This is a genomic window from Vibrio ouci (assembly GCF_004551525.1).
Lineage (GTDB): Bacteria > Pseudomonadota > Gammaproteobacteria > Enterobacterales > Vibrionaceae > Vibrio > Vibrio ouci.
Genome location: NZ_SATR01000031.1, coordinates 35,487 through 58,001, shown reverse-complemented (window position 1 = coordinate 58,001; position 22,515 = coordinate 35,487). Strand labels below are relative to the sequence as shown.

The window sequence follows — 22,515 nt, the reverse complement described above, 5'->3', positions numbered from 1 at the left end:
GATGGAGTACCGAGAATTAGATGGAAGTAGTAGAAGCGGAAAAATCGGATTTAGATTCATTCTTTGTGTATCTAGAAAATCAGCTGTCTGAAAATGGTAATGGAGAAGTTCCTCTTTTCCAGCCAATGTCCAGAGAGCAAAGTGAAATTCCWGAARCAACAAAAGATAAGTTTATCCAAGGCTTTTCTCATCAGTTTGGCGACTTAGGTTGGAGAAAACTTTGGGTTGTAAAAGACACCTCTGGAAATATCAAAGGTCATATTGATCTTCGCCACCACAGTGATGAAAGCYGTTCTCACAGAGTTCTATTAGGTATGGGCGTAGATGTTTCTTGCCGGAAGCAAGGTCTTGGTCAWAGACTCATTGATGCTGTTATAAATTTCTGCCAAGAAAAAGCTGAAATTGACTGGCTTGATCTTTGTGTATTATCAGAGAATTTCCCAGCAAAGAACCTCTACCTAAAAGCAGGGTTCAATGTTGTTGGAGAGTTCAAAGATCAATATAGAATCGACGGTTTGTCAGTCTCGGAAACAGCAATGACAAAGTACGTCAAAAATTACGCATAACACATATGAGCCTTCTACCTGTCAATAGGCAATAACATCCTGTTGGCTGCGCGAGCAGCCAATCTTCTTCGAACAACAAAGTTATCTACTTCGCTTTGTCATTTCGGTTGTTAAGCATTGCTTACGACAAACACATATTGAGGATCTCTTATGGTTAAATATAGTAGCCTTTGTTTTTTACGGTATTTTGGTAAAACAAATATGTCAGACAGCTCTATAAACTTCTGTTTGTTTACCAGGGTGTTTTCTGTCGTTACGAAACCAGCTATGTTTCCATCACTTATTAGAAAGTATGCACAACTTCCATCTCTTCCCAACAAACATCCATCAAATACTCAGGATCAACATCATAACAGCCATTAGCATCTAATTCTTCAATAGACAAATAAGAGTTGTGACATGCATAAAATTTCCAAAATACTGGAAAATCTTTCTCGGTTAACTTTCGGATTGAGTACGTAATTATTAAACCATATTTTTTAGGGTAGGAATTCCCTGGTTATTTAAATAAAAGTCATTAAGTAAAAGTAGGAACAAATCTTATCATGTGATTAAATTACTTCGTAAAAAATAAGGAGCAGACAAACAATACGTGAAATTAAATATAATCATATAAATCTGGGTCAAAGCCAAACTTCTTAGACAATCAATTCCTGTCAGTATTTGTATTCTTAATACTTGCCTTAATAATCATGTTTCTTAGTGATCTAATTAGAGTTGTAAATTTACTTTTTAATACCACGGTGTGAGTGCCTGTATTCTCGTTATTTTTAGCCTGTAATTTTTGTGTGAAAATGCCCCTGTAAACGAGAAGTTTGGTCTCAATACAAAAAAAGTGTGCTCTATTATACACCCCGAGCCCCTTTCAATAGGGGCGTTTTTCACCGATAATTTAGTATCTTAGCGAAAACATAGACTGATCGAAAAACATTCCAAAAAGTGCCCCTGCATTTTCAATTTGGTCGCACACACCTGATCGCCAGACAATGTCATTATGCTCATCGTTTAAGTGTACTCGGAGTTTAAACAACCGATTGAACCGACCACTTCGGCCTGACGCTGAAACGGGACCAATTGTGGACTCCGACACGGATGCGATAAAAGAAACACGGCCTGAGATCGGTTGTTTTGGGTAAGCCACCAAGGTGACGATCACTTCCGTCCCCAGTTTTATGCGAGCAGAATCGGTCCCACTGACGTACCCTTCAAATACCATCGGCCCAGGCGCTGCCAGTCTCATGATAATATCAGCGTCCCTAACTGAGGAGGATGACTTGACCCAATCGCTGATTTGAAAAGGGATCGACAACACTAAGCCGGTCATGGGTGAATAGATCGTTTTCCTTGGTGTCGGACGTTTTGAGTCAGGACTGTCGACGGTTGGAAAGGTTTCGATCTCAAACAGCGGATCACCGCGAGTCACACGCTGACCTTTCTGGACATGGATTGCTGAAAGGCGACCATTGTCGGGCGTAGGAAGAGGGTAGATGTGCGGGGCGATCACCTTGCCAGGCAGCGTAATGTCAAACCTGAGGGTTTTCGCGATCACGCTGATCTGACGTTCATTTTTGCCTGAGTAGCTAGGAGTGAGAAGAAACAGGAAAATCAGGCCCAGCCTGACAAAGAGTCTCGCTATCTTGTCAGATTGCGTTGACGACTTGGATCCCCTATTTAAATAGGCCAAAGTACCGTACACGAAAGTAAAAATGGTTATCAAGGTTAATGGCCCCATAGCAGTCAAAATGGACGCACATTTTCGTGTCGAGCTCTTGGACATCGTTCAAAGCAAAATCAATCGAGAGTTCATTGGGGCCATTTCTGATCACTGGTTGTCGTTTCACAAAGTGGCATTCCTGAATCTGGTATTGACTGGCAATGGCCCGGCAGAAATCGCGTTCAAAGTATCGACGGTCAAAATAGCCACACATGTAAACGACACAGCCTTGAAGTAAGTGTGTTAACTCTTGGTCCGTGAGCGCACAGCTGCTGATGACCTTAGTGAGATCGAGGTAACGTAAATCGAGTGGGGTGTTCATGTGAATGTGACAATTTGAACTGTCGATGCAGCAGGTAGGCTTGAGTAAAATCGAATCAAACGGGCATTTGAACTTAAATTTGAGATAACGAAAAACGGTGCTCATATCCATGATTGTCCTCCAGGTGACAAGATGTCAGGGCATAACCAGAGTGTTACTTGGGCAATGAACCTGATTATTAATATGATATCGATTGTATATGAGTCTTTCGCGGAGTAAATCTTTATAAAATTTAATAATATTGGCAAGGGGGAGGGGGCGGTATCGCCTCTTTCTGTTGAATATTATTTTAATTTATTAATTGCTTAACTTACAAGACCCGTTGCACGTTCACTGATACGCTCGTGTGACTTGATGCGTATCGTGATACGCAGTGACGTTGTCACACCTTATCACGCGCATTCTCACCAATTCAGGAGTCGAAGGGGATGAGCCAGTTGATGACCATTGGTTTTTTGGTGTGGTGGCCTGTGCTTCAGGTAGGCGCGAATCCGACGATGTTCGGTTTAACCTTAGGTGAGACTCTGGAATCTCACTTCACGGTGATCTACCCGGAAATAGTGCGTAGCGGGACAAACCGATATACCCATGGGCCGGAGTATCAGTTGCCTGTCGAGAGCATGGCCTGTTGTGCGGATATGCCGGTTAGCGAGCTCCGCGAAGCTAAGATTGTGTTCAGTGAGCAGGAAAAGCTGGTCGCGATCTTAACCCTATTTGAAGGCAGTCAGTCGTTTACGCCGTTAGAAAGCTGGCTTGATCGTCACTATACACGCGTGCCCCGTATGTATCCCTCATTGCGTGATCAACACATCCGATACCACAGCGGCGAGAGTCAAATCTTGCTGGAGTTAGACCGGGACAATGGGGGGGCTTGCTTTGTCTTACATGCACGATGAATTTCTGTCGGCCGTACGCCGATTCCAACAGAAGCAGAGAGAGCAATACGGTCAGGATAGTCTCATCGGTGTAGCCGTTAGTCTAGAGGATGCAGAGTGATAGAGACGGAACGGTTGGTGCTCCGCCGATTGCTTGCCAGAGACGATCATGATGTGTATCGCTACATGTCCGATCCTTCGGTGACCGAATGTCTGGCCAAAAAACGCATGTCCCGTCAGGATGTAACCAGGTTTATCTCAGATGAAGACGACGCTCTGGCAATTGTACTCAAAGAGACCGGGCAGGTTGTGGGTCACACAGTAGTTCGCCAGGCAATAGATAGCCACTCGTGCCAACTGAGCTGGGTGATCAACCGACAGTTTCACCGACAAGGGAGCGCCTATGAAGCGGGAGAAGCGCTTTTGAAGTATGCATTTGATACGCTCCGCATTGATCGTGTCAGTGCCAGCGCACAATCGTGTAACCTTGCTGGATGTGCGTTACTGCGCAAACTGGGTATGGTCTACGAGGGGTACTTTCGCCAATGCATTTCGAAGTCGAACGGTGTTTGGTGGGGAACGCATGCGTACATCATGCTCAAGGCCGACTATTGTCGACACATCGCGATGGCGGACCGATCGAACCCTAAGGTCAAGTGGCTCCACAACATTTTGGTTGGGCTGGATCAACTCGGAAATAGCCTGGCGGGCGGCGAGCCCTCGACCACCATATCGGCCAGAGTGGGTTACTTTGCCAATGTTCGGCGCGAGGGGCGGTCTCGTCCTTATTGGAAAGTGGTGGAAGGGGTGATTGATTGGGCGTTTTACCCTCTGGAGGGGGCGAAGCACTGTGTCCGGGTTTATCAGAACGACACATGTAATGGCCACATCAATGGCAATGATGTCATAAAAGCGATGATGGGCGGTGTGATTGTACCGGTTTGCGTTGTGATCGCGTTGGGAACGTGGGGCCTGTATCTGTTGGGTGTACGTCCGTCGAGCCTGTCATGAGGGGCATCCAGCGTGCGTGGGACGAACTTCATTAAACAGCACCTACTGATCACTCTGATCACGGGATTTAGTTCATTGATGTTCGCAGTGTGGATCTGGCATTGGCAGAGCTTTGTCCAGCAGTACGTCTACCCGCATGTGGTCAGTCAACTGCTCCAGGAACAATACCTGCGTGATCAAATTCAGTCCGGGAAGTTTGTGTCCACGGAGATCCCGGAGTTCTCGACCAGTTTTACCCTGCCAGGCAAAGAGCTGATTGCGCTGTCAGAAGGGGCTTTTGTGTCACACGAGCAGTTGATAGAGGCGCTCAGCTCAAGAGATAGACATCGCGATGAACTGGAAGCAAAAGTTGAGGCATTGACACGGCAAGGGGTGGAGGTTGACTGGGCGTTAGCGGCGCTTAACACACAATATCAAGACTCGAAGCGATTGTTATCTGTCGTTGCATTGGGTGAGTTGAAAGTGCGGTTGTTTGTGTCTGAACGCAAGGAAGATAGAGGTCGCATCATCCTGAATGTGAATGATGCGGTCATCGCAAAACTGATGGAAAACGGCGGGGAGTATACGTTGCGATCAAACGGAACGTGTATCCGTGTCTCGGCGAGAATTGAGTCGGTGTTCGATGAGCATCATCCCATTGACGCTGCGATAGGTCGGTTGCATCTGGATGATTATCATCAGTTATTTGCCGGGGCAAGGGACGGATCTCGTGAAGCGGTGGTCGTGCTGAAGGAAGACGCTGAACGATGCGTGATTAAGTAAGTGAGTATTTACTATGCGATTATCTTCGTATATGCAGTGTCGGAGCGCTATACTAAAGGCAAGTGTCATGACGAGTAGGTGCTCACTGCATGGAGGCTATTGAGTATGCCAGATTGCTGATCCCCATAGTGATGTTGGCGACCTTTGAACTGATTTCACACCACAAAAAACGCATGGAGAGTATGTACTCGGGCATGAACCAGTTGCACTGCGCATACTTTCTTCAGGGGATCGCCTGGTGCGTGATTTTGGCCGCTTCGTTTCTTCTCAGTCAGATCATCATCGATCCCTTGGCCACGTTCACTCTGAGCCTCTTTTTTGCGGCGTTAACGACGTTGACGGTGGTGATCACGGCCCAGCAATTGAGTGTGCGCGTATTTTTTGACGACAAGACGTTGGTGGTGACCCAGCTTTTGGGTGAGAGCAGGTACTGTCAGTTCGACGACATCGTGAGCGTGCACGAAAAGCAGATGGCGAATGGAGGGGGCCGAGTGTTTGATCTCGTGTTGTCCGACGGAAAGATACGCTTGGTCGTGTCAATGCTCACCGGTCACGCCTTGCATAAGCTGATTGAGCACTTACGTCAACTATCTCGTGATATCAAAGGATGAGGGGCATCCGACGGCTCAGTGCGTCGTCGGGCACCAAAGGCTTGAGTGAGTCCTTGAATTACAGTTAATGGCAAAAATATCAATACAAACTATATTAATAAGGCTAGGGGAACGGCTCTTGGCTGCTCACCGAGAAGCGTCACTGCGCGATTTGGTGCTTCGTTTCTTCAAGGCCGTCCTAACGGACGGCTTTTTTTACAACGATGGCTTACTGAAGACAAAGGGCTGTCTTATCCTATGTTGGTAGCCTCCTGCCCAAATCTTGTTGCTCGTCATCACGGCAAAGTGGAAAAATCCTCCTACCACTAGTGATGTCGGGCAGTCAGAAGCACAAGCTCAGGAGGAAAGTACACACTCTAACCTTGAGCATTTTCAACCTGATTTGGCGCTGGCTACGGTATTCCCGTTGTGGTTAACCCAATACCCGTTCAGCTTTTCGCCCAGGGTTCAGGGAAGCCATTCGGATGTCGGTTAGGTTGTACTCGGGGCTTTTATCCGAAAAGTGGCAGGAATTCGTCCTCCCTTCAGAGGGATCAAGGGTGGTTGACCGTGTAGCTGGCCAGAATATCGTCGATGATGCCTTCTTGTTTTATCTGTTCCAGTGCTTGATTGAACTGACGAATAAAATGGTGTTTGTAGGGATAACGAGACAGGCTCGCGTTGGTAAATCCCAGATACCCCTGCTCACCACTGATCGAATGACCTAATTGCAATGGCCAGTCCGATTCAATCTGCCCTTCTTGGATCAATAAACGCACTTCCCAAAGGATGGACAACTTGTCATTGACATAGCAATCGGACTTCTTGTGGTAGAGGTTGAGGATGCTTGGCCGATTTCCCTTGGCTTCCAATAGGGTGATCTTACCATCATTGACGGCTTCCCAAAACGCCTTTCCCCCGATCTCGAACGCTTCGTTGATGCCAATGGTGAGACCAAAATAGTCTTCAGGCCATTGCTTGAGAGTGAGAGCCTTGACGCGATCCGGTCGGCAATACACCACCACCTCTTCATTGAGAATGGGATCAGAATACGGTGAGATGTACGGCCGTTTATCTGGGAAGTAATAAGGTGGGAACAGGGCAAAACTCTGTCCGATTTTCAACATTTTCAGGCCGCGTTTCCAGGGGATAGGTTTAATGATGACTCGGTAGTCTGGCATGCGCTCAAACACCGCGTATAAGATCTCCGCATAAATGCCTTTCGCCATGCCCTCTTGCAGATAACTGTATGGCGGGTAGGCATCATCGCCGTAGACCACCACGTCAGTGGGGGGGCTATACGCGAGGCAGGCACTGCTTATCAAAATGGTGGGTAGCAGCAGCCACTTCATGGTCGTCGCCCTGCCGTCAGTGGTTTGCTATCAAGGGGGGGGGCGTATCGCGTGCATAACTGTTGCCCTCAATTTTGTAGAAAGTCCCGTACGATCTGTTCGATTTCTCCTTTGGCCTTCATGTCCGCCAGCACATCGTAAAACTGACCTTTGAAAGCGGCTTTAAAAGGGAAATGTGCTTGATCGGTTGCAAACCCCAGATAGCCGTGCTCAGTACTGATGACGGTTGCCTCGACCACACTGAATCCATCATACTTTCGCTCTTTGGCCAGTTGTTTGAGTTCCCATTGGATGGACAGTCTGTCGTTGATGTAGCAATCCGTCAGGCCTTTAAGCAGTTGTAGCAGACTGAAAGCGGTCCCTCGAGTTTCCAGGAGGGAGATGTCACCTCGTTCAACCAGTTGTCGGAACGCCGGGCCGCCCGAGGCAAAGCCGGCATTTTTTCCAATGGTCAGCCCTTTATAGTCTTCAGGCCAATTGGGTCTGGGGGTGCTGAGAACAGACTTGGTACATACTGCGACTAGGTGTTCCTCTAGAATGGGCATGTCGTATTCCATAAAGGGGCGAAGATCGGGACGTTTGTAGGGCGGATAGAGGGCGAAGAGATTGCCTCGTTCAATGTCTGCCAAGCCCTGCTGCCATGGGATCCCGGCTAAGGTCACATTGAAGTTCGGCATTCTTTCAAACGCGCTTTCTAAAATGACGGTGTAAATGCCGGTTAAGCGGCCGCTCTCCACATACGAGTAGGGCGGGTAAGCGTCATCGCCATAGATCGTCACATCAAGCCCTGCACTTGTCCACTTTGGCCAAGTGATGAGGCATACCAAGATCGTAATCCATTTACTCATATCGTTATTAAGGGGTTGCTCAACGCCTTTGTTGAGTATAGGTAATGAGGGGGGGAAGGCAAATATGCCAAGGGCGTGGCGTCGTCAGTCTTTTGACTCGTGGTTGCGGCCATCGGGTTCATTGATTGGACCGCGGATGTGTTTGGAGGTAGAGGGCTGAACCAGCGCGTACCGGTTGGATCAGCCCTCAATGCAAACGACCACACCCGTGACAAGGCCGAGCGCGGGCGATGAACAAGTCTGCGTGACCCAAAGAGTCGCGCGTCACATGCATTGTCGCTTGCGGGTCCAGATAGCTTTCCTCTGCCTGAGGAAGAACCAACTGGCTTTGGGTACGCCAACCAGTGAGAGTGTTGGCGAAAATGCTTCCATGCATCCCATCCTGATTGAAACACAGTTTATGGGCTGTGAATAATTAATACTATTTATTAATGATTTGGCGTCATGAGCAGGCGATATCTCTGATGAGACAATCCGCACTTTTTATTTTTGTTTATTAACTGACTCCAGCCCCCAAAGCGATGGTATAACTGCCTCAAAACGGGACCATAAAACTTGGACGACGATGCTTGGTACGTTACCTCTCTGGGGGCGCGCAGACGTCGCGGCATACCATACGGGCAGGGAGTACTGTTCGTCCAGTCCAGAGCCAAATGTGCGCGGCTTAACCCGTTTCCCGTGGGGAGGCTGCGTGCGAAACGAAGGGATGATTGCATGCCAAAGCAGAAAGATTTTGCATACCGAGCCAACCTGAAAGGGCTGGTTTGCCACGCGTTATTGCATTTGTTGTGCAAAGTATCACAAGCCGAGCAGCGCGCTTCGGTGGCGGTGCGTAACGACATTCTGATCAAGTACCTGAAAAAACGTTATAAACAAAGTGCGTTTGCGAATGTGAAAAAAGAAATCCGCATGATGTTGCACGCGGCGCGTCGGCGCGGGGGCAACCTGGAGTGGAAGCTTTATCAACTGAACGAGCAGGTGAATGATGCTGGGAGTGAGGACGCCGAGCAGTTGTATGCACTGCTGAACGCCTTGTCTGATCAGGTCGGGATCGAGACGCACCTGCAGAACGAGACTGAGCCGTTGCAACTGGCCAGGATCTACATGGTGACCAGCGAGTTGGACAGCCTGCTCGATCCTCAGGTGGACCCCGTAACGCCTTTGGCGATGCTGGTTCCGTCCGAACGCCTTGCCCCGGTACTTGAGTGCATTGACCGTCATGGTTATTTCCTGTCTGACACTCAAGTTTCGCCGACTGAGTTGCCGCATACCCACGTCTTGTTGTCTGCGAAGGCTCGGCGCCCCTAGCGCTTCCTGGTGGCGACGGCATTGTCGTGAGTGATGTTTTTTCCCTCACTGAGTTATTAAAACTTAATTGTTCTTATTATGTGGGACGCTCAATATTGCGTTCGACCGCCTTGGTGATGATTAACTTATTAATATTATTAGGGATTATATTAATGCATTCTATGTTGTATCGATGGAGTTATTGAGTGGCATCGTATAGTAATAAAACAATAAGAACGCCGGAATTGTTTACAAAAGGCATCGTTAAGAGTCAAAACGTCTTTGATCCTGAGCTGTACTTATCGCTTTTAAAAGGAGACTGGGTCGAACTGAATCGCTCAGTGCTACATCAATGGCATCAGGCCAGTCGGGAGCGCGGTGGCGAGTTTAATATTCAAGCTGGCTTTGGCTGGAACCAGACGATGGCGCGTGTGTATGAGTCCTCGTTTCTCAACCAAGAAGGGGCGCCAAATTATCTGCGCGTCAGCATTGGTATTGAGCCCGTACAATGGATAGAGCAGTTGGCGCAGTCGCTTATCACCACGGTAAAACGGTTAATGTCAGATCGAGAAAGGTGTGTGGGTCGATGAATGGGGAGTTTTATCTGAGTGTCTTTCTGTTTGCGTTTTCTGCGTCGATCACACCGGGTCCGAACACCATGATGATCATGTCGTCAGGCGTGAACTACGGACTTCGTCAAAGCCTGCCGCATCTTGCTGGTATTACCCTAGGTTTTCCGTTGCTAACGTTGTGTATTGGCTTGGGGATGGGGACGATGATTTTTCTGTATCCGAACCTGATGCTGATCTTGAAAGTGGTGAGCGTCCTTTATCTCTTCCATTTAGCGCTCAAAGTGGCGACCTCCGCTTCGGTTAAGGAGGCCCACCGGCGACGGCCTTTGTCACTGATAGAAGCGGCGCTGTTTCAGTGGGTGAACCCCAAAGCCTGGTTTGTGTCGATTGGCGCGGTGTCCGCCTTTACCAGTGGGTCCGAGCGGGTTGTCATGGAAGTGATCACGCTGGCTGGGATTTTTTGGCTTTGTGCATTGCTCTCGTCACTATTTTGGCTGGTGTCCGGGGCGACCTTTAAACGGCGGTTGGAGCAAAATGGATTAAGGCAGGCCTTCAATGTGGTGATTGGCGCCTTGCTGGCGTTGTCCGTATTGCCCACGGTGGTGGAAGTGTTTGGTGAGTTGAACGTCAGGCTATTCACCGCGCTGCCATCAGCCTGACCACATTGGGTGTGGCGTTAGTCTGTTGATGCGGGAGCGACATAAACGGTTCCCGCAGTCTAATTCTCTGAGATTTAACATAACTAATGAGAAATTAGTTTCATAATGTTCGTTTCTCTGCCTAGATTGGTCTGTGATTTTGCAAAGAACGGCAACGCCGTTTGTGTTAGTCATTACCAATAAAAAGAGTTTAAGATGGAATTGAACAAACTAACAATTGCAGTGGTCGGCGCGTTACTCTCGTTTCACGTCTATGCGATCGGTGAGCCTGTGCCTCAGTATGTCGACCGGATCAGTCCGCATAAGCCTCACGGTGTCGAAGATCCGCCACCGGAGCGTGGGCTGACCCAAGTGTTACCGGAAAAACCGCTACCCAACGTCACTCCGCTGTCGACATTCCAGGTGGATGACGCTGCGACGGGGTGCGATATCGAGTCGTTTGCCACCACCGACAGCCAGGCACTGATCGCCGCGATTACGGGGCAGGGGGCTGGCTGTGTCGGCGATCTGTTTTCGGCCGAGAGCCGCATTCAGGAGCTCGCTTTTGAGTCGAGCAACATGTTTAATGTGGCGACGCACACCACAGAGCTGGCCAAGCGTTATCAGGGAGGGGGAAACGATGCGCTGGAAGCGTTGTTTTTGTATCTGCGTGCCGGCTATTACGTGGCGTTCTATAACGATAACGTCGAGCTGCTGCCTTGGGTGACTCCGGCGGTGAAAGATGCGGTGGACGCGTTTGTCGCGAACGCGCAGTTTTATGAAAACAGCGATGCGCATGGCAAGGTGCTACGTGAGGTGATCACCACCATGGACAGCGCGAACTTACACCATGCCTACCTGGATGTGGTGACCCAGTGGCTGACCCGCTGGAACCCGGCGTACGCGCAGAACTGGTATATGCGCGACGCGGTCAACCGCGTGTTTACGGTGTTGTATCGCGGGCAATGGAATGATCAGTATGTCAAGCGGATTGGTTCACAGACGGCGCTGGTGGACGCGTTAGCCAATGTGGCGTTAGATCGGGACTCGATTGGTCGTGACGATCAGTTCATGACGGCCAATGCGGGTCGGGAGATGGCGAGGCTACTCCAGTACACGGGTACGGCGATTGAAGCGCGGGTTAAAACGCATGTTTCGGCGGTGTTTAAGCAGTACGAGATGTACGGTTTTGGCGATGCTGTCTGGCTGGCGACCGCTGATACGGCTTCTCACTATTCGGACTGTGAGTCGTTTGGGATCTGTGATTTTAAGCCGCGACTGAAATCGTTGACGCTGTCACAAAGCTTTATCTGTAGCCCAACGATCCGCATTCTTTCGCAAAATATGACACAGGAGCAGCACAAAGCGGCCTGTGACAAAATGGGCTATGAGGAGAGTTACTTCCACAGGCGTCTTGAAACGGGCAATGAACCTGTCGCTGATGATCACAATACCCAGTTACAGGTGAACATCTTCGACAGCAGCGATGATTATGGCAAGTACGCGGGGCCGATTTTCGGCATCGACACCAATAACGGTGGGATGTATCTGGAGGGGGATCCGGCTACGCCGGGTAACGTGCCAAATTTTGTGGCGTATGAAGCCTCATACGCCAACCCGGGTCATTTTGTCTGGAATCTGGAGCATGAGTACGTCCATTATCTGGATGGACGTTTTGATCTGTACGGCGACTTCAACCACCCCACTGAATTGGTGGTGTGGTGGAGCGAAGGTGTGGCGGAGTATGTGGCCAAGGGGAACAACAACCCAGAGGCCATTACCACCATTGTAGATGGGTCACCGTATACGTTGAGTCAGATCTTTGCGACCACTTACGATGGGTTTGACGTCGATAGGATTTATCGCTGGGGCTATTTGGCGGTACGTTTTATGTTTGAGCAACATCCTGATGACGTGAATCAGATGCTGGTGGAAACGCGCCGTGGCAACTGGGCCGAGTATAAAGCGATCATCGATCAGTGGGCGATACACTATCAAACCAAGTTCGTGCAATGGCAGCAGGACTTAATCAAAGGGAACGTTGGCAAACCGACGGCGGTGATCGAGGTGCGCCATGAAGGACACGTCGATGAACCCCTCTCATTCAGCAGTGCGTCGAGTTACGACCATGATGGGCAGATCACGGGGTATCTGTGGGAATTTGGAGATGGCGCAACCAGCAGTGAGGCCAATCCGTCTCACGCCTTCAGCGCCGCGGGCAGCTACACGGTGCGCCTAACGGTCACCGACAACGAAGGCAACACCGATACGGCTACCACGTCGATCGCCATCTCAGTGGATGGCGGGGTCGGAGAACTGCCTGATGATTGTGAGAACAGGGTCAAAGTGGATGGCGGTCGTCTGGTGGCAGGCGAACCGGTTTGTCTAGCGACGCAATCGCCAATCTGGTTGAGCATTCCAGGTGTGGATGAGGTGTCTTCCATCGCGATCTCATCGGGCAATGGCAGTGGGGATCTTAAGCTGGAGTACAGTAACCTTGGTTGGCCGAATGAGGATGGGTCCAATTTGCATGGCTGGTCGGATAACCGAGGCAACGGCGAATGCATCACCATCGCTGGCCAGGCCAATTACTGGGGTTACCTCAAAGTGTCCGGCGAATTTGAAAACGCGGCGCTGGTGGTCGACTTCGATACGGCAAGTTGCCGTCAGTGATGGTCACCTCATAGGGCGATGGGTTTCATCGCCTGCTGACGCTTCTCACAGAGGTTCTGGCCCCCGGCTTTCCTCCTAAGCGGATCTGTTTTCAGGTTCGCTTTTTTATTGCCTATCGCAGGGTTGCGTTTCGCATGACGCCCGGACACGAAACCAGTCAGGCCGGAAACTGAGCGGTGCGGGTGACTGTCTCCGATCCTACATCAGAACACAAAGGTTCACCCGTTGAGACGTGATTAATAATATTTAAGTAATACTATTAAATAGCCGAGTGCTCAGGGCTATGAGAATATCCTTGCTGACCATTGAAATGCGAGACTGATTTCCGATAGCACTCCCTGTTTATTGGCAATGTGGTCTACCCTGCCAATTCGTGCAATGATGTTGGACGCTGTTCATACGGATTCGCGAACACAGTATGGTTCGCAGTGCAATGGTCACCTTGACACTGTATACCCGATCGTAGCTGGCGGAGTAATGGCGTTTGGCCTTTCTCTATCGCTATTGAGGGCATGTTGCAGACGTCAGTTGGCACTCAATTAAACCAAGATCGAAGTAAAAAATAAGACTCCTTTATTCTTCCCCCCCTTTGTACTGATCGCCGTCGGCCGCTATGGCTTGAGGGCGTATCAGTGCTTTTATCTCTGCGGCTTAGATTGCCGTTTGGCCGTAAGTTGAGGATTAGTAAAGTTTAATCAAGAGATTTTCTTTCCTTGTTCTGATTGTAATGACGTTCGTGCTTCAAGGGCACGTTCCTTTGAAGCGGTTGGATCGAACGGTGCAGCGGCTGAGGAACACATACAACCCGCGCCTGATGAGGGCGGGAATATAAGGCGAAATTGCTAAATCGAGGAGAAGAAAACATGTCCCTATTAATTAGATTACCGGATTCTATGGGATGTACAGTTGCTAGCACAGCAGTATTATCAAGTCTTCTGAACGAGTATGGTAGGATAAAAGTTGTTACACCTTTTCCCTTTCTCCTTGAAGGCTTCCAAGGGGTAGATATTATTAATGCAGAAGAACAAGAATGCTGCTTTGATGTTGATCTTCGTACCTATACCGCTAGGCGCCCCCATAATAATTATCCCTATCGCCCTAGTTATGTTCATATGACGGAGATCGCACAGGAGCAGCTCGGTATCCGACTAAAGACAGAGAAACCATTTATTCCTCTATCCGAGCAAGAAGACGACTTCGGACGGAGTGAAGTGGCATGTTATAGCAAGCCGTTGATTTGGATACAGTCTACGTCAACATCTTTCAATAGGCTCTGGCGGAGACAAAACTGGATAACCCTGGTAGAAAAACTATCCGATCGGTACGACTTTATTGATCTTTCCTACGCCCATTATTCGCCAAGACAGTCGCTTGCCATTGCACGACATAGCTTGGCGGGGATTTGCCTCGACAGCTTTATGGTTCACGGTTCAGCCGCTGTAGGAGCCGTGAACGTATTGGTTCTTCTTGGAAGCTCAAGAGCAGAGTGCGTAACTTACCCCGGTCAGCGTGTTTTCTACCATTTATCTCAATGTCCCATGCAACCATGCGGTATGCATGGATATTACAAAGGCTGCCAGCAAGATCACGAACACCTGTTTGGCGATTCCCTGTGTATTCAGGTTGAGCCCGTATGTATGCAGACCATCCCAGTTCAGGGTATAGAAAAGGCTATCGAGTTGATAGACTGCTCCCCTAGGTAACTTCTCACTGCCCTATCGGGCGAGGTTTTACGGCGAAATTGCTAAGCACTCATGCGGTTGCCCTCCCCCAAAAGGATGAAATAGGGATGAACCGTAAATACCCAACGCAGAAGAATATATACTTACTCTATGTCGGATTTTACCAGAAGCCTAGGTGCACTGAATGCTAATTAAAAAACAAAAAGCGCCACACGATATCCAAATAGGCACTCGATTTAAAACGAAAAAACATGGCTATATTACGGTGATTGAATACTACAATACACACACCGTTATTGTTGCGTTTGAAAATACCGGAAATATTCGTTCAATTACTGCAGGTAAGCTTCGTAGGGGACAAGTTTCTGATCGTTCTGTTCCACTACAATCTTATATGGTTGGTGAAAAAGTAAAATCAGTCAAGTATGGTATTTTAACTATCATGCAAGTTGAATCTGAAAACATTGTTGTACTTGAGAATGAACTTGGTGAAGAAATTCGCATGTTGCTTCCTGCTGTTAAGAAATTACGTGATCGGGTAAAGGAAGAAGCTGATATATCTAAACCTGAAATGCCTACCTCTTTAAGTGCTCTAACTAAGAGAAATAAAAAAACTAAAGATGTTAATACCCTGCTAAAGAAAATGCTTAGTAATTACGGAAAATAGTCAAGGCTATTATTTAACAGTATTTCTAAGTCATACTTTATCTTAATCTTATAAAAATCTTGTTTAGAATATACTTATCCACTGCTACTTCTTTGAGGTTATTAGTGACTAGATGTTGGTTTTAAACTTTATTTAACGAGATCCGAATCATAAGGTCATTTTTATTTTGCGATGGGAATCTATTCTGTTTTTGGTTTGTTTGGATATGGCTCACCTCAACAAATAAAACGAATGAGAAATAGTCTTTCGACTAAAACCCTACGATATAACGACGCGTGGATTGTGGGGCTGTTAAGCGGGCATCTCCGTTTCAGCTTCTGATCGCGAAATACGGTCATTGGTGACGGTCTTCAGCCGCGTGGTGAAGGCTGTCATCCATCCGGGTTTGACAGCGCGCTAATCGGTTCCTTTGCTTTAAAGCCATCCCTCTTCAGTCGGTTCATGCTTGCGTGTGGAGGAAGCGGCGGAAGACATTGTGGTGCTGCCAATGAAACGGGGGGAGTTTGTGGTGTTCACCGAGCGGACGATGCATTCGTCACTGGATAACACCTCCGATAGAGACCGTCTTGCCATCAATCTGCGTGTGACCTCCAGTGATACTTTAATTTATCCGCGACGACTGGAGGGCGATGTGATGGACGGGTCGGATCTGGATATTACCGATCATGAAAGCTTGCTGATCGGTGGCCGGGATTCATCCGGTAGCCGGAACCGCTACCGGGTGAAAGTGAGCATTGACCGTGGCACTTAGCCTCCCTCGCTGGCGTCGGTTTTTGGGTCCATCTGGCGTGCCCTTGTGTTATTAAGTTATATTAATTTTTATTAATGCCACTCGCCTTCTCCTGTCCCATGGCTGATCTTACCGTCTCTGTTTAAGGCCAATGAACAGATAAAACGCCGTCAGATTAGAGAGATACGGCGCCCGTCATGATGATAAGCTGTCTGGTTTCCCTTTTAAATGCCTTGGCATCTCTCTCATCTTATTGTGACGGCTCCGCACGTGATATGTGGTAAGCCATCAGAACTCGACTATCTTTGCGCATAGAATGTTCAACCTGCCGATCGTCTTTTGGCTTCAGGAGGTGTTATGCCGCTTCACCAGACTTCTCATGTGAGTGGTTCCGTTTATGACGATGTGTATTCGTCCCTCGATCTTGCCGTGGCCATCCCCAAATACCGGATCCCTTCGCATGAGCATGCGCCACAGCACGCCTACCAAGTGGTGCACGATGAATTAATGCTGGACGGGAACTCGCGTCAGAATCTGGCGACGTTCTGCCAGACGTGGGTCGAAGAAGAAGTGCATCAGTTAATGGACGAATGCATCGACAAAAACATGATCGATAAAGATGAGTATCCGCAAACGGCCGAAATCGAGGCGCGATGCGTGCATATGCTGGCGGATCTGTGGCATGCCCCGAGTGCCACCGATCCGGTGGGGTGCTCGACAACGGGCTCGAGTGAAGCGGCCATGTTGGGCGGTCTGGCCCTCAAATGGGCCTGGCGGCGAAAAATGGCGGCACAGGGAAAACCGACCGATCGGCCCAACCTAGTGTGTGGTCCCGTTCAGGTCTGTTGGCATAAGTTTGCGCGGTATTTTGACGTTGAGCTGCGTGAAATACCGATGGAAGGGGATCGGTTGATCATGACGCCGGAGGAGGTGGTCAGCCGATGTGATGAGAACACCATCGGCGTGGTGCCCACCCTTGGCGTGACCTTCACTTGCCAGTATGAACCGGTCGAAGCCGTGCATCAGGCCCTGGACAAACTGCAGGGGGCAACCGGGCTCGATATTCCAATCCATGTGGATGCGGCCAGTGGCGGGTTTCTGGCCCCGTTTTGCGATCCACACCTGAAGTGGGATTTTCGTCTGGCACGGGTGCACTCCATCAACGCCTCCGGTCACAAGTTTGGCCTTTCTCCATTGGGGGTGGGGTGGGTGGTGTGGCGGGATGTTAAGGCGTTGGACGAGGAGCTGGTGTTTCACGTCAATTATCTGGGAGGCAACATGCCGACCTTTGCGCTGAACTTCTCGCGTCCGGGCGGGCAAATCGTCACTCAGTACTACAACTTCTTGCGTTTGGGTAAAGAGGGCTATCGAAAAATCCATCAGGCCTGTTACGCCAATGCCCGTTATCTGGCCAAAGCCATTGAGCGGATGGGCGTGTTTACCATTATCTACGATGGTAAAGGCGGGATCCCGGCGGTGAGCTGGACCCTCAAGCCGGGCAGCGAGCCCGGTTTCAATTTATTCGACTTATCGGATCGCATCCGCGCTCGCGGGTGGCAGATTGCCGCCTATGCGATGCCTTCTCAGCGTGAGGATTTGGTGATCATGCGGCTGCTCGTTCGACATGGTTTCAGTCGTGATATGGCCGATTTGCTGCTGGTTGATCTGAATGCTTGCCTTCAGTTTTTTGCCAAATATCCCATACTCCACGGCAGCACTGCCGTGGAATCGGGCAGTTTCAATCACGGTTGAGCACCGTCGCGGCTCAATGCGGCGCCGCGGTCTGTGTTTGGCCAAGAGGATCAGGAGGAACCATGAAACCATCGTGTTCTGTTATCGTTGCGACCAGTGTGTTGGCAATAAGTCTTTCTGGCTGTGTGGGCAGCAATGCTGTCACAGGGTTGTTGATGAAGTTTAACCTTCAAGCAGTGGACAACCGATATGCGCGAGGCGGGTTAAATATGCTCTTATCGCCGGTCTATGGATTGACGATTGCGGCGGACTATCTGGTGTTTAACTCCTTGGAATTCTGGACGGGGAAGAACCCCATCAGCGGTCAGCCCCACATCTTTGACAGCCAGACGGAGACTCTGATCGATATCAATGATGAGTTGGATGAATCGCTCAAGGATGCCCCGATCTCGCCTCTGACCCGTCGGATGATCGAACGAGGGGAGGTGGTGTTCCCCAATGCCGATACTCTGATGATGACGATCGTTTACAACACCGGGGAACGGGCAGTGTTACACGGGATCCGAGTGGACGCATCGATTGATTACTTCCTGGATGGGCAATGGATAGCCCGCGCCGGCCGTAATGAGCTCGAAGGGTATGGGCTGCGTTTGGCGGTGGTGAGATAGACGATGGTGGTGAGCCAAACGGAGAGGGGGCGGTATGGAGATCTTCTTCATTTATCTCTCCGATAACCCATTTGTGTTTCTTTTTCTTTCTCTCGCCTTGGGGTATCCGCTTGGTACGCTCAGTGTCCGCGGTGTCAGTCTGGGCACCACGGCCGGCACGTTGCTGGTGGGGGTGAGTTTGGCACTGACGGCGTTTTCGATGTACGGACGGACCATACCAGCGCCCGGGTTGGTGTCGGACATTTTTCTGATGATGTTTATGTATTCGATCGGCATGAAAGTCGGTCCGCAGTTCTTTTCTGGCCTGGTGAGAGGCGGCGTTGACTTTGTGGTCATTGGGTTGATTGTGGTCACGAGCAATGTCCTGATTGTTTGGGCTGGCGTGCAATGGTTTGATTTGGAGCCAGGGTATGCGGCCGGGATCATCTCGGGCAGCTACACGGTAACGGCTGTCATGGGCGTCGCGCAATCGGCGATAGATTCGGGCGCGTATGTGCCGCCTGCGGGGATCTCTGCCGAGCACATCAGTGCCAACATTGCGGCGGGTTACGCCATCAGCTATCTGCTGTCGAGCGTGCTTATCATCGTGTTTATCAAGTCGCTGCCGACCTTGTTTGGCCGAGATCCGGTGGCCGCCGCGGCGCAGGCTGAGGCGGAATTCTCTCCAGGGGCGTCGCAGGAAAAGCTCCCGGGCACGTTTGGTTTTTCGCAGGCTGGGGTGTTGCCCATTGACGTGCGCGCCTATCGGGTTTCACACCAAGCTCTGGTGGGGAAAACGGTACAAGATCTTTACCAGCAGTACCCCAACGTCGCTATCCTGACTGTGGTGCGCGATCAGCACGTATTGGAGGCGTCGGAGAACCCAAGTTTAGCGCTGAACGATGTGATTGGTGTGCTGGGTGAGTACCATGTATTGCTTTCTGCAGAGGCGTCAGACGTGGCGCATGAGGTCGATGAGCCAAGAGCGCGCAATGTCGACATTGAAGTGGCCGATATCCCGGTTGGGCGCTCGGAACACGCCGGGAAAACCGTGTCCGATCTGCACGCTGAGATTGGCTTTGGGGTCTATTTCAAGGCGCTGTTCAGGCAGGGCCACGCGCAGCCTGTGTTGGCTCAGACACGAATAGAAGTGGGTGATGTGCTTCGGGTGGCGGGACCCACGTGGTGCGTGGCGCAAACGGCGGCGTCCTTACACAGCGTAGCGATCACCGAAAGCACCCTCACGGAAACCTTTTATCTGGCGGTGTCCTTGTTGTTGGGTTACGTGATTGGTCACGCCAGCGTAACGTTCACTGGGATCCCCTTTGCATTGGGGACGTCGGCTGGGTGCATGTTGGTTGGGATTGGGGTGTCGTTCCTTCGAACGCGAAACCCGGCCTTTGGCGGACCAATGAGTGAGGGGGCCCGGAGCTTTTTGCAGGACATTGGCCTTAATCTGTTTGTCGCCGTTCTGGCGGCGTCGGTGGGACCGAAAATACTCGACTCGTTTCAGGGAACGGTGGTGGTGAAGGTGGCCATCATCGGGATCGCAGCGGCGCTGGTGCCTCCCTTGTTAGCGTGGCTGTATGGGTTGTATGTGCGCAAAATGAACCCGGCGATTTTAGCGGGAGCTTGCGCTGGCGGTCGTAACAGTACCCCGGCGATGAAAGGCGCACAGGAGGTCAGTCACAGTGATATTCCTGCGATTGGTTATCCGGTGCCTTACGCTCTGACTTCGGTTCTGGTGTTGATCTTTGGCTACATCACGATGGTGTTGAGCTGACGCTTCCATCGGGTTTTGTCGGCTTTTAATGCCTAATGCCGGCGTGTCTCCCATTTTAATACACTAGAACTCAATGACCTTTTCTTGGTTCTGGTATCTCATTGCCGGAAAACTCGGGGTCTTGTGACCTGCTGGCGCTGCGAGAGCTCGATGCGATGTCGTAAGTTGAACTTGATTTTTAACTATCTGTTTTTTCATTAAGTTGTATTGATTTGATTTTTACTGGTGTACCTTGCGGTGTACCTATTCTTTACGGTTACCACCATTTTTCACCCAAATAGGGTGCACTTCCTCAGAATCTAATTCTCTCATCCATCTCAACGAAACAACTCCTGAGTTGTTCATGATACAAAATACAATTTTAAAGTTGTTTGAGGGGGTGTTTACAACTAATATGTTGTTTGTGGTAACTGATACAACAATAGAGTTGTTTGAGGTGTGTAGTGAAGAATATTGATGAAATTGCAGTGCTGCTTACCGAGCAACGTAAAAAGCTGGGTATCGAGCAAAAAGACATGTACATGCGAATCGGCATGAAGCAGCAACAGTATCAACGTATTGAAGCGGGTAGTGACGTAAAACTATCTACCTTGCTCAGAGTTCTGGAAGGGCTGGATTTAGAGCTTTCTATTGTTCCAAAGAGAGATAAAGCGACCTCCTCCCTAGTCGAGAGGGTACCAGATAGCCAAAGTGAACTTGGCAAAAGTAAAGGTGAGCTAGAAGATGACTCTGATGACCTTGGGTTTTGGTTCAACTCAGAGGATAACTCATGAGTAAGCAGATCGAGAAAGTTGAAGGCTTAAACATCCAACTACACGGTATCGATGTTGCTGTCATTGCGCATTATGCTGGTGGGAAAAATATACTGACCTTCAATCCCGAATTTGTTGCGGTGCCAGCTGATAAACGGCCTGTTTTTACCTTGAGGCAACTGCGCGATCCAGGCTATTTAAGTAAACCTCAGATTCGGACCGATAAAATCCCGCCTGTATTATCCAATCTGTTACCAGAGGGAACATTGAGAGAGCTGACAGCCAAAGCGCTCCAATGCCACGTAAACAACGAATTTTCAATCCTTGCCTATTTAGGCTCTAACTTGCCAGGAGCACTAATCGCTAAGCCGATAAAAGCGGGTGATGTGCCCGATTGGGCGTTAGAGCAGCGATTATCGACAGAGCCTCAACAAATCAATGTTAAACATGCTGATACCAAGTTTTCATTGGCAGGCGTACAAATGAAGTTTTCCTCGTCACATCTAGATGGCCGATACCATATCGATCAAGAGATTTCTGAGGATATGTGGATTATTAAAACCCCATCTACGGTTCACAAAGGTGTACCCGTCAATGAATATACCTGTATGAAGCTGGCTGAGGCTGCGGGAGCAGACATTCCGGAAATTCGGCTAATCGAGCTTAAAGAACTTGAGGGGCTACCCAGTATTAAATTACCGGATGAGCAATATGCCTATGGCATCAAGCGATTCGACCGTAGTGCCGAGGGGCGTATCCATACTGAAGATTTTGCTCAAGTATTCGGCCTTTACCCTTCGGACAAATATCAACGGATTAATTATGAGCAACTAGGTAACGTGCTCTATCAATCTAGCTCTGAACGATTGAAAGACATTCAGCAGATGGTAAGAAGGTTACTGATTAACATCTTGCTAGGAAACGGCGATGCACACCTCAAAAACTGGACGTTGATTTATAGTGATGCTTACTCCCCACGCTTATCGCCCCTTTATGACGTGCTATTCACCTCTCCGTATATAGAAAATGACAGCCTTGCGCTGAACATGGTAGGAACCAAGCAATGGTTTGAAATCACCATGAAACACTTTGAAGTGTGGGCTGAGAAATCTGGAGCACCGTGGGTTGCGATTAAGCCACACCTGATTGATGTGATGAACCTGGCTCGAAAAAACTGGCCTGATTTGCTGCAAGAGCTTCCCATGGAGGAAGGGCAAAAAGACGCGCTAAAGAAACACTGGGGCAAGTTGAGTGATGACTTCAGAATTCCCCTGTAGACGCAAAAAAGAGAACTAGATGAGCAAGTTATTTAAGCTAAAGAGATTTTTTACACTGAGGGTATCTTTGACCTA

At 49.4% G+C, this 22,515-nt stretch carries 21 protein-coding genes; 18 read left to right on the top strand and 3 right to left on the bottom strand.

Features of this window, described 5'->3' with window-relative positions; genetic code table 11:
* Window positions 1–20 precede the first annotated feature (20 nt).
* Window positions 21–566 carry a GNAT family N-acetyltransferase gene (locus tag ELS82_RS17850; RefSeq protein ID WP_134836686.1) on the top strand — a complete coding sequence of 182 codons (546 nt, stop codon included), beginning with the start codon at window positions 21–23 and terminating at the stop codon, window positions 564–566.
* 892 nt (window positions 567–1,458) lie between these two features.
* Here ELS82_RS17850 and ELS82_RS17845 read toward each other — a convergent pair.
* Window positions 1,459–2,298: an HlyD family efflux transporter periplasmic adaptor subunit gene (locus tag ELS82_RS17845; RefSeq protein WP_244230810.1), complete on the bottom strand. Its 840-nt coding sequence runs from the start codon at window positions 2,296–2,298 to the stop codon at window positions 1,459–1,461.
* Window positions 2,299–2,308: 10 nt separating this feature from the next.
* On the opposite strand from ELS82_RS17845, the gene ELS82_RS26375 reads away from it, so the two are divergent.
* The 5 genes from ELS82_RS26375 (at window position 2,309) to ELS82_RS17825 (ending at window position 5,861) form a co-directional block, all read left to right on the top strand.
* The gene (locus tag ELS82_RS26375; RefSeq protein WP_167489377.1) at window positions 2,309–2,518 is read left to right on the top strand and encodes a hypothetical protein; all 210 of its coding nucleotides are present in this window, start codon (window positions 2,309–2,311) and stop codon (window positions 2,516–2,518) included.
* A 512-nt stretch (window positions 2,519–3,030) separates the two neighbouring features.
* The gene (locus ELS82_RS17840; protein ID WP_134836684.1) at window positions 3,031–3,498 is read left to right on the top strand and encodes a hypothetical protein; all 468 of its coding nucleotides are present in this window, start codon (window positions 3,031–3,033) and stop codon (window positions 3,496–3,498) included.
* A 96-nt stretch (window positions 3,499–3,594) separates the two neighbouring features.
* On the top strand, window positions 3,595–4,488 hold the full coding sequence (locus tag ELS82_RS17835) for a GNAT family N-acetyltransferase (RefSeq protein WP_134836683.1): 894 nt from the start codon (window positions 3,595–3,597) through the stop codon (window positions 4,486–4,488).
* A 12-nt stretch (window positions 4,489–4,500) separates the two neighbouring features.
* Window positions 4,501–5,250 carry a hypothetical protein gene (locus tag ELS82_RS17830; RefSeq protein ID WP_134836682.1) on the top strand — a complete coding sequence of 250 codons (750 nt, stop codon included), beginning with the start codon at window positions 4,501–4,503 and terminating at the stop codon, window positions 5,248–5,250.
* Window positions 5,251–5,339: 89 nt separating this feature from the next.
* The gene (locus tag ELS82_RS17825) at window positions 5,340–5,861 is read left to right on the top strand and encodes a hypothetical protein (protein WP_134836681.1); all 522 of its coding nucleotides are present in this window, start codon (window positions 5,340–5,342) and stop codon (window positions 5,859–5,861) included.
* A 533-nt stretch (window positions 5,862–6,394) separates the two neighbouring features.
* On the opposite strand, the gene ELS82_RS17820 is transcribed toward ELS82_RS17825, so the two are convergent.
* Window positions 6,395–7,192 (bottom strand): substrate-binding periplasmic protein, encoded by a 798-nt coding sequence (locus tag ELS82_RS17820; RefSeq protein WP_134836680.1) that lies wholly within the window; start codon window positions 7,190–7,192, stop codon window positions 6,395–6,397.
* Between the two features lie 68 nt (window positions 7,193–7,260).
* Window positions 7,261–8,040, bottom strand: a complete 780-nt coding sequence (locus ELS82_RS17815; protein WP_134836679.1) for a substrate-binding periplasmic protein — start codon at window positions 8,038–8,040, stop codon at window positions 7,261–7,263.
* Between the two features lie 714 nt (window positions 8,041–8,754).
* On the opposite strand from ELS82_RS17815, the gene ELS82_RS17810 reads away from it, so the two are divergent.
* The 12 genes from ELS82_RS17810 (at window position 8,755) to ELS82_RS17760 (ending at window position 22,440) form a co-directional block, all read left to right on the top strand.
* Complete coding sequence (locus ELS82_RS17810) at window positions 8,755–9,348, top strand: DUF2913 family protein (RefSeq protein WP_134836678.1); 594 nt, start codon at window positions 8,755–8,757, stop codon at window positions 9,346–9,348.
* A gap of 185 nt (window positions 9,349–9,533) precedes the next feature.
* A complete protein-coding gene (locus ELS82_RS26370) occupies window positions 9,534–9,917 on the top strand; it encodes a hypothetical protein (protein ID WP_167489375.1) in 384 nt (127 codons plus the stop codon).
* Entirely contained in the window at window positions 9,914–10,558 is a 645-nt protein-coding gene (locus tag ELS82_RS17805; protein WP_167489373.1) for a LysE family translocator, read from the top strand. The genes ELS82_RS26370 and ELS82_RS17805 overlap by 4 nt, the downstream gene beginning before the upstream one ends.
* A 195-nt stretch (window positions 10,559–10,753) precedes the next feature.
* Window positions 10,754–13,210, top strand: a complete 2,457-nt coding sequence (locus tag ELS82_RS17800) for a collagenase (RefSeq protein WP_134836676.1) — start codon at window positions 10,754–10,756, stop codon at window positions 13,208–13,210.
* Window positions 13,211–14,073: 863 nt separating this feature from the next.
* Window positions 14,074–14,913 (top strand): glycosyltransferase family 9 protein, encoded by an 840-nt coding sequence (locus tag ELS82_RS17795; RefSeq protein WP_134836675.1) that lies wholly within the window; start codon window positions 14,074–14,076, stop codon window positions 14,911–14,913.
* Window positions 14,914–15,076: 163 nt separating this feature from the next.
* Window positions 15,077–15,559, top strand: coding sequence for a hypothetical protein (locus ELS82_RS17790; RefSeq protein WP_134836674.1), 483 nt, complete (start codon window positions 15,077–15,079; stop codon window positions 15,557–15,559).
* A 451-nt stretch (window positions 15,560–16,010) separates the two neighbouring features.
* Window positions 16,011–16,310, top strand: a complete 300-nt coding sequence (locus ELS82_RS17785) for a phytanoyl-CoA dioxygenase family protein (RefSeq protein ID WP_244230808.1) — start codon at window positions 16,011–16,013, stop codon at window positions 16,308–16,310.
* A gap of 336 nt (window positions 16,311–16,646) precedes the next feature.
* Complete coding sequence (gene gad, locus ELS82_RS17780; RefSeq protein WP_134836673.1) at window positions 16,647–18,041, top strand: glutamate decarboxylase; 1,395 nt, start codon at window positions 16,647–16,649, stop codon at window positions 18,039–18,041.
* A 62-nt stretch (window positions 18,042–18,103) separates the two neighbouring features.
* Window positions 18,104–18,649, top strand: a complete 546-nt coding sequence (locus ELS82_RS17775; protein WP_134836672.1) for a DUF3332 family protein — start codon at window positions 18,104–18,106, stop codon at window positions 18,647–18,649.
* 34 nt (window positions 18,650–18,683) lie between these two features.
* Window positions 18,684–20,411 carry an aspartate:alanine exchanger family transporter gene (locus ELS82_RS17770; protein ID WP_134836671.1) on the top strand — a complete coding sequence of 576 codons (1,728 nt, stop codon included), beginning with the start codon at window positions 18,684–18,686 and terminating at the stop codon, window positions 20,409–20,411.
* A gap of 443 nt (window positions 20,412–20,854) precedes the next feature.
* The gene (locus ELS82_RS17765) at window positions 20,855–21,184 is read left to right on the top strand and encodes a helix-turn-helix domain-containing protein (RefSeq protein ID WP_134836670.1); all 330 of its coding nucleotides are present in this window, start codon (window positions 20,855–20,857) and stop codon (window positions 21,182–21,184) included.
* On the top strand, window positions 21,181–22,440 hold the full coding sequence (locus ELS82_RS17760; RefSeq protein WP_134836669.1) for a type II toxin-antitoxin system HipA family toxin: 1,260 nt from the start codon (window positions 21,181–21,183) through the stop codon (window positions 22,438–22,440). The genes ELS82_RS17765 and ELS82_RS17760 overlap by 4 nt, the downstream gene beginning before the upstream one ends.
* Window positions 22,441–22,515 lie beyond the last annotated feature (75 nt).

What these genes read in the sequence shown, in the direction of transcription:
- ELS82_RS17845 (WP_244230810.1), bottom strand. Translation starts at nt 2,298, where the DNA reads ATGGGGCCATTAACCTTGATAACCATTTTTACTTTCGTGTACGGTACT.
- ELS82_RS26375 (WP_167489377.1), top strand. Translation starts at nt 2,309, where the DNA reads ATGGACGCACATTTTCGTGTCGAGCTCTTGGACATCGTTCAAAGCAAA.
- ELS82_RS17840 (WP_134836684.1), top strand. Translation starts at nt 3,031, where the DNA reads ATGAGCCAGTTGATGACCATTGGTTTTTTGGTGTGGTGGCCTGTGCTT.
- ELS82_RS17825 (WP_134836681.1), top strand. Translation starts at nt 5,340, where the DNA reads ATGGAGGCTATTGAGTATGCCAGATTGCTGATCCCCATAGTGATGTTG.
- ELS82_RS17820 (WP_134836680.1), bottom strand. Translation starts at nt 7,192, where the DNA reads ATGAAGTGGCTGCTGCTACCCACCATTTTGATAAGCAGTGCCTGCCTC.
- ELS82_RS17815 (WP_134836679.1), bottom strand. Translation starts at nt 8,040, where the DNA reads ATGAGTAAATGGATTACGATCTTGGTATGCCTCATCACTTGGCCAAAG.
- ELS82_RS17810 (WP_134836678.1), top strand. Translation starts at nt 8,755, where the DNA reads ATGCCAAAGCAGAAAGATTTTGCATACCGAGCCAACCTGAAAGGGCTG.
- ELS82_RS17805 (WP_167489373.1), top strand. Translation starts at nt 9,914, where the DNA reads ATGAATGGGGAGTTTTATCTGAGTGTCTTTCTGTTTGCGTTTTCTGCG.
- ELS82_RS17800 (WP_134836676.1), top strand. Translation starts at nt 10,754, where the DNA reads ATGGAATTGAACAAACTAACAATTGCAGTGGTCGGCGCGTTACTCTCG.
- ELS82_RS17795 (WP_134836675.1), top strand. Translation starts at nt 14,074, where the DNA reads ATGTCCCTATTAATTAGATTACCGGATTCTATGGGATGTACAGTTGCT.
- ELS82_RS17790 (WP_134836674.1), top strand. Translation starts at nt 15,077, where the DNA reads ATGCTAATTAAAAAACAAAAAGCGCCACACGATATCCAAATAGGCACT.
- gad (WP_134836673.1), top strand. Translation starts at nt 16,647, where the DNA reads ATGCCGCTTCACCAGACTTCTCATGTGAGTGGTTCCGTTTATGACGAT.
- ELS82_RS17775 (WP_134836672.1), top strand. Translation starts at nt 18,104, where the DNA reads ATGAAACCATCGTGTTCTGTTATCGTTGCGACCAGTGTGTTGGCAATA.
- ELS82_RS17770 (WP_134836671.1), top strand. Translation starts at nt 18,684, where the DNA reads ATGGAGATCTTCTTCATTTATCTCTCCGATAACCCATTTGTGTTTCTT.
- ELS82_RS17760 (WP_134836669.1), top strand. Translation starts at nt 21,181, where the DNA reads ATGAGTAAGCAGATCGAGAAAGTTGAAGGCTTAAACATCCAACTACAC.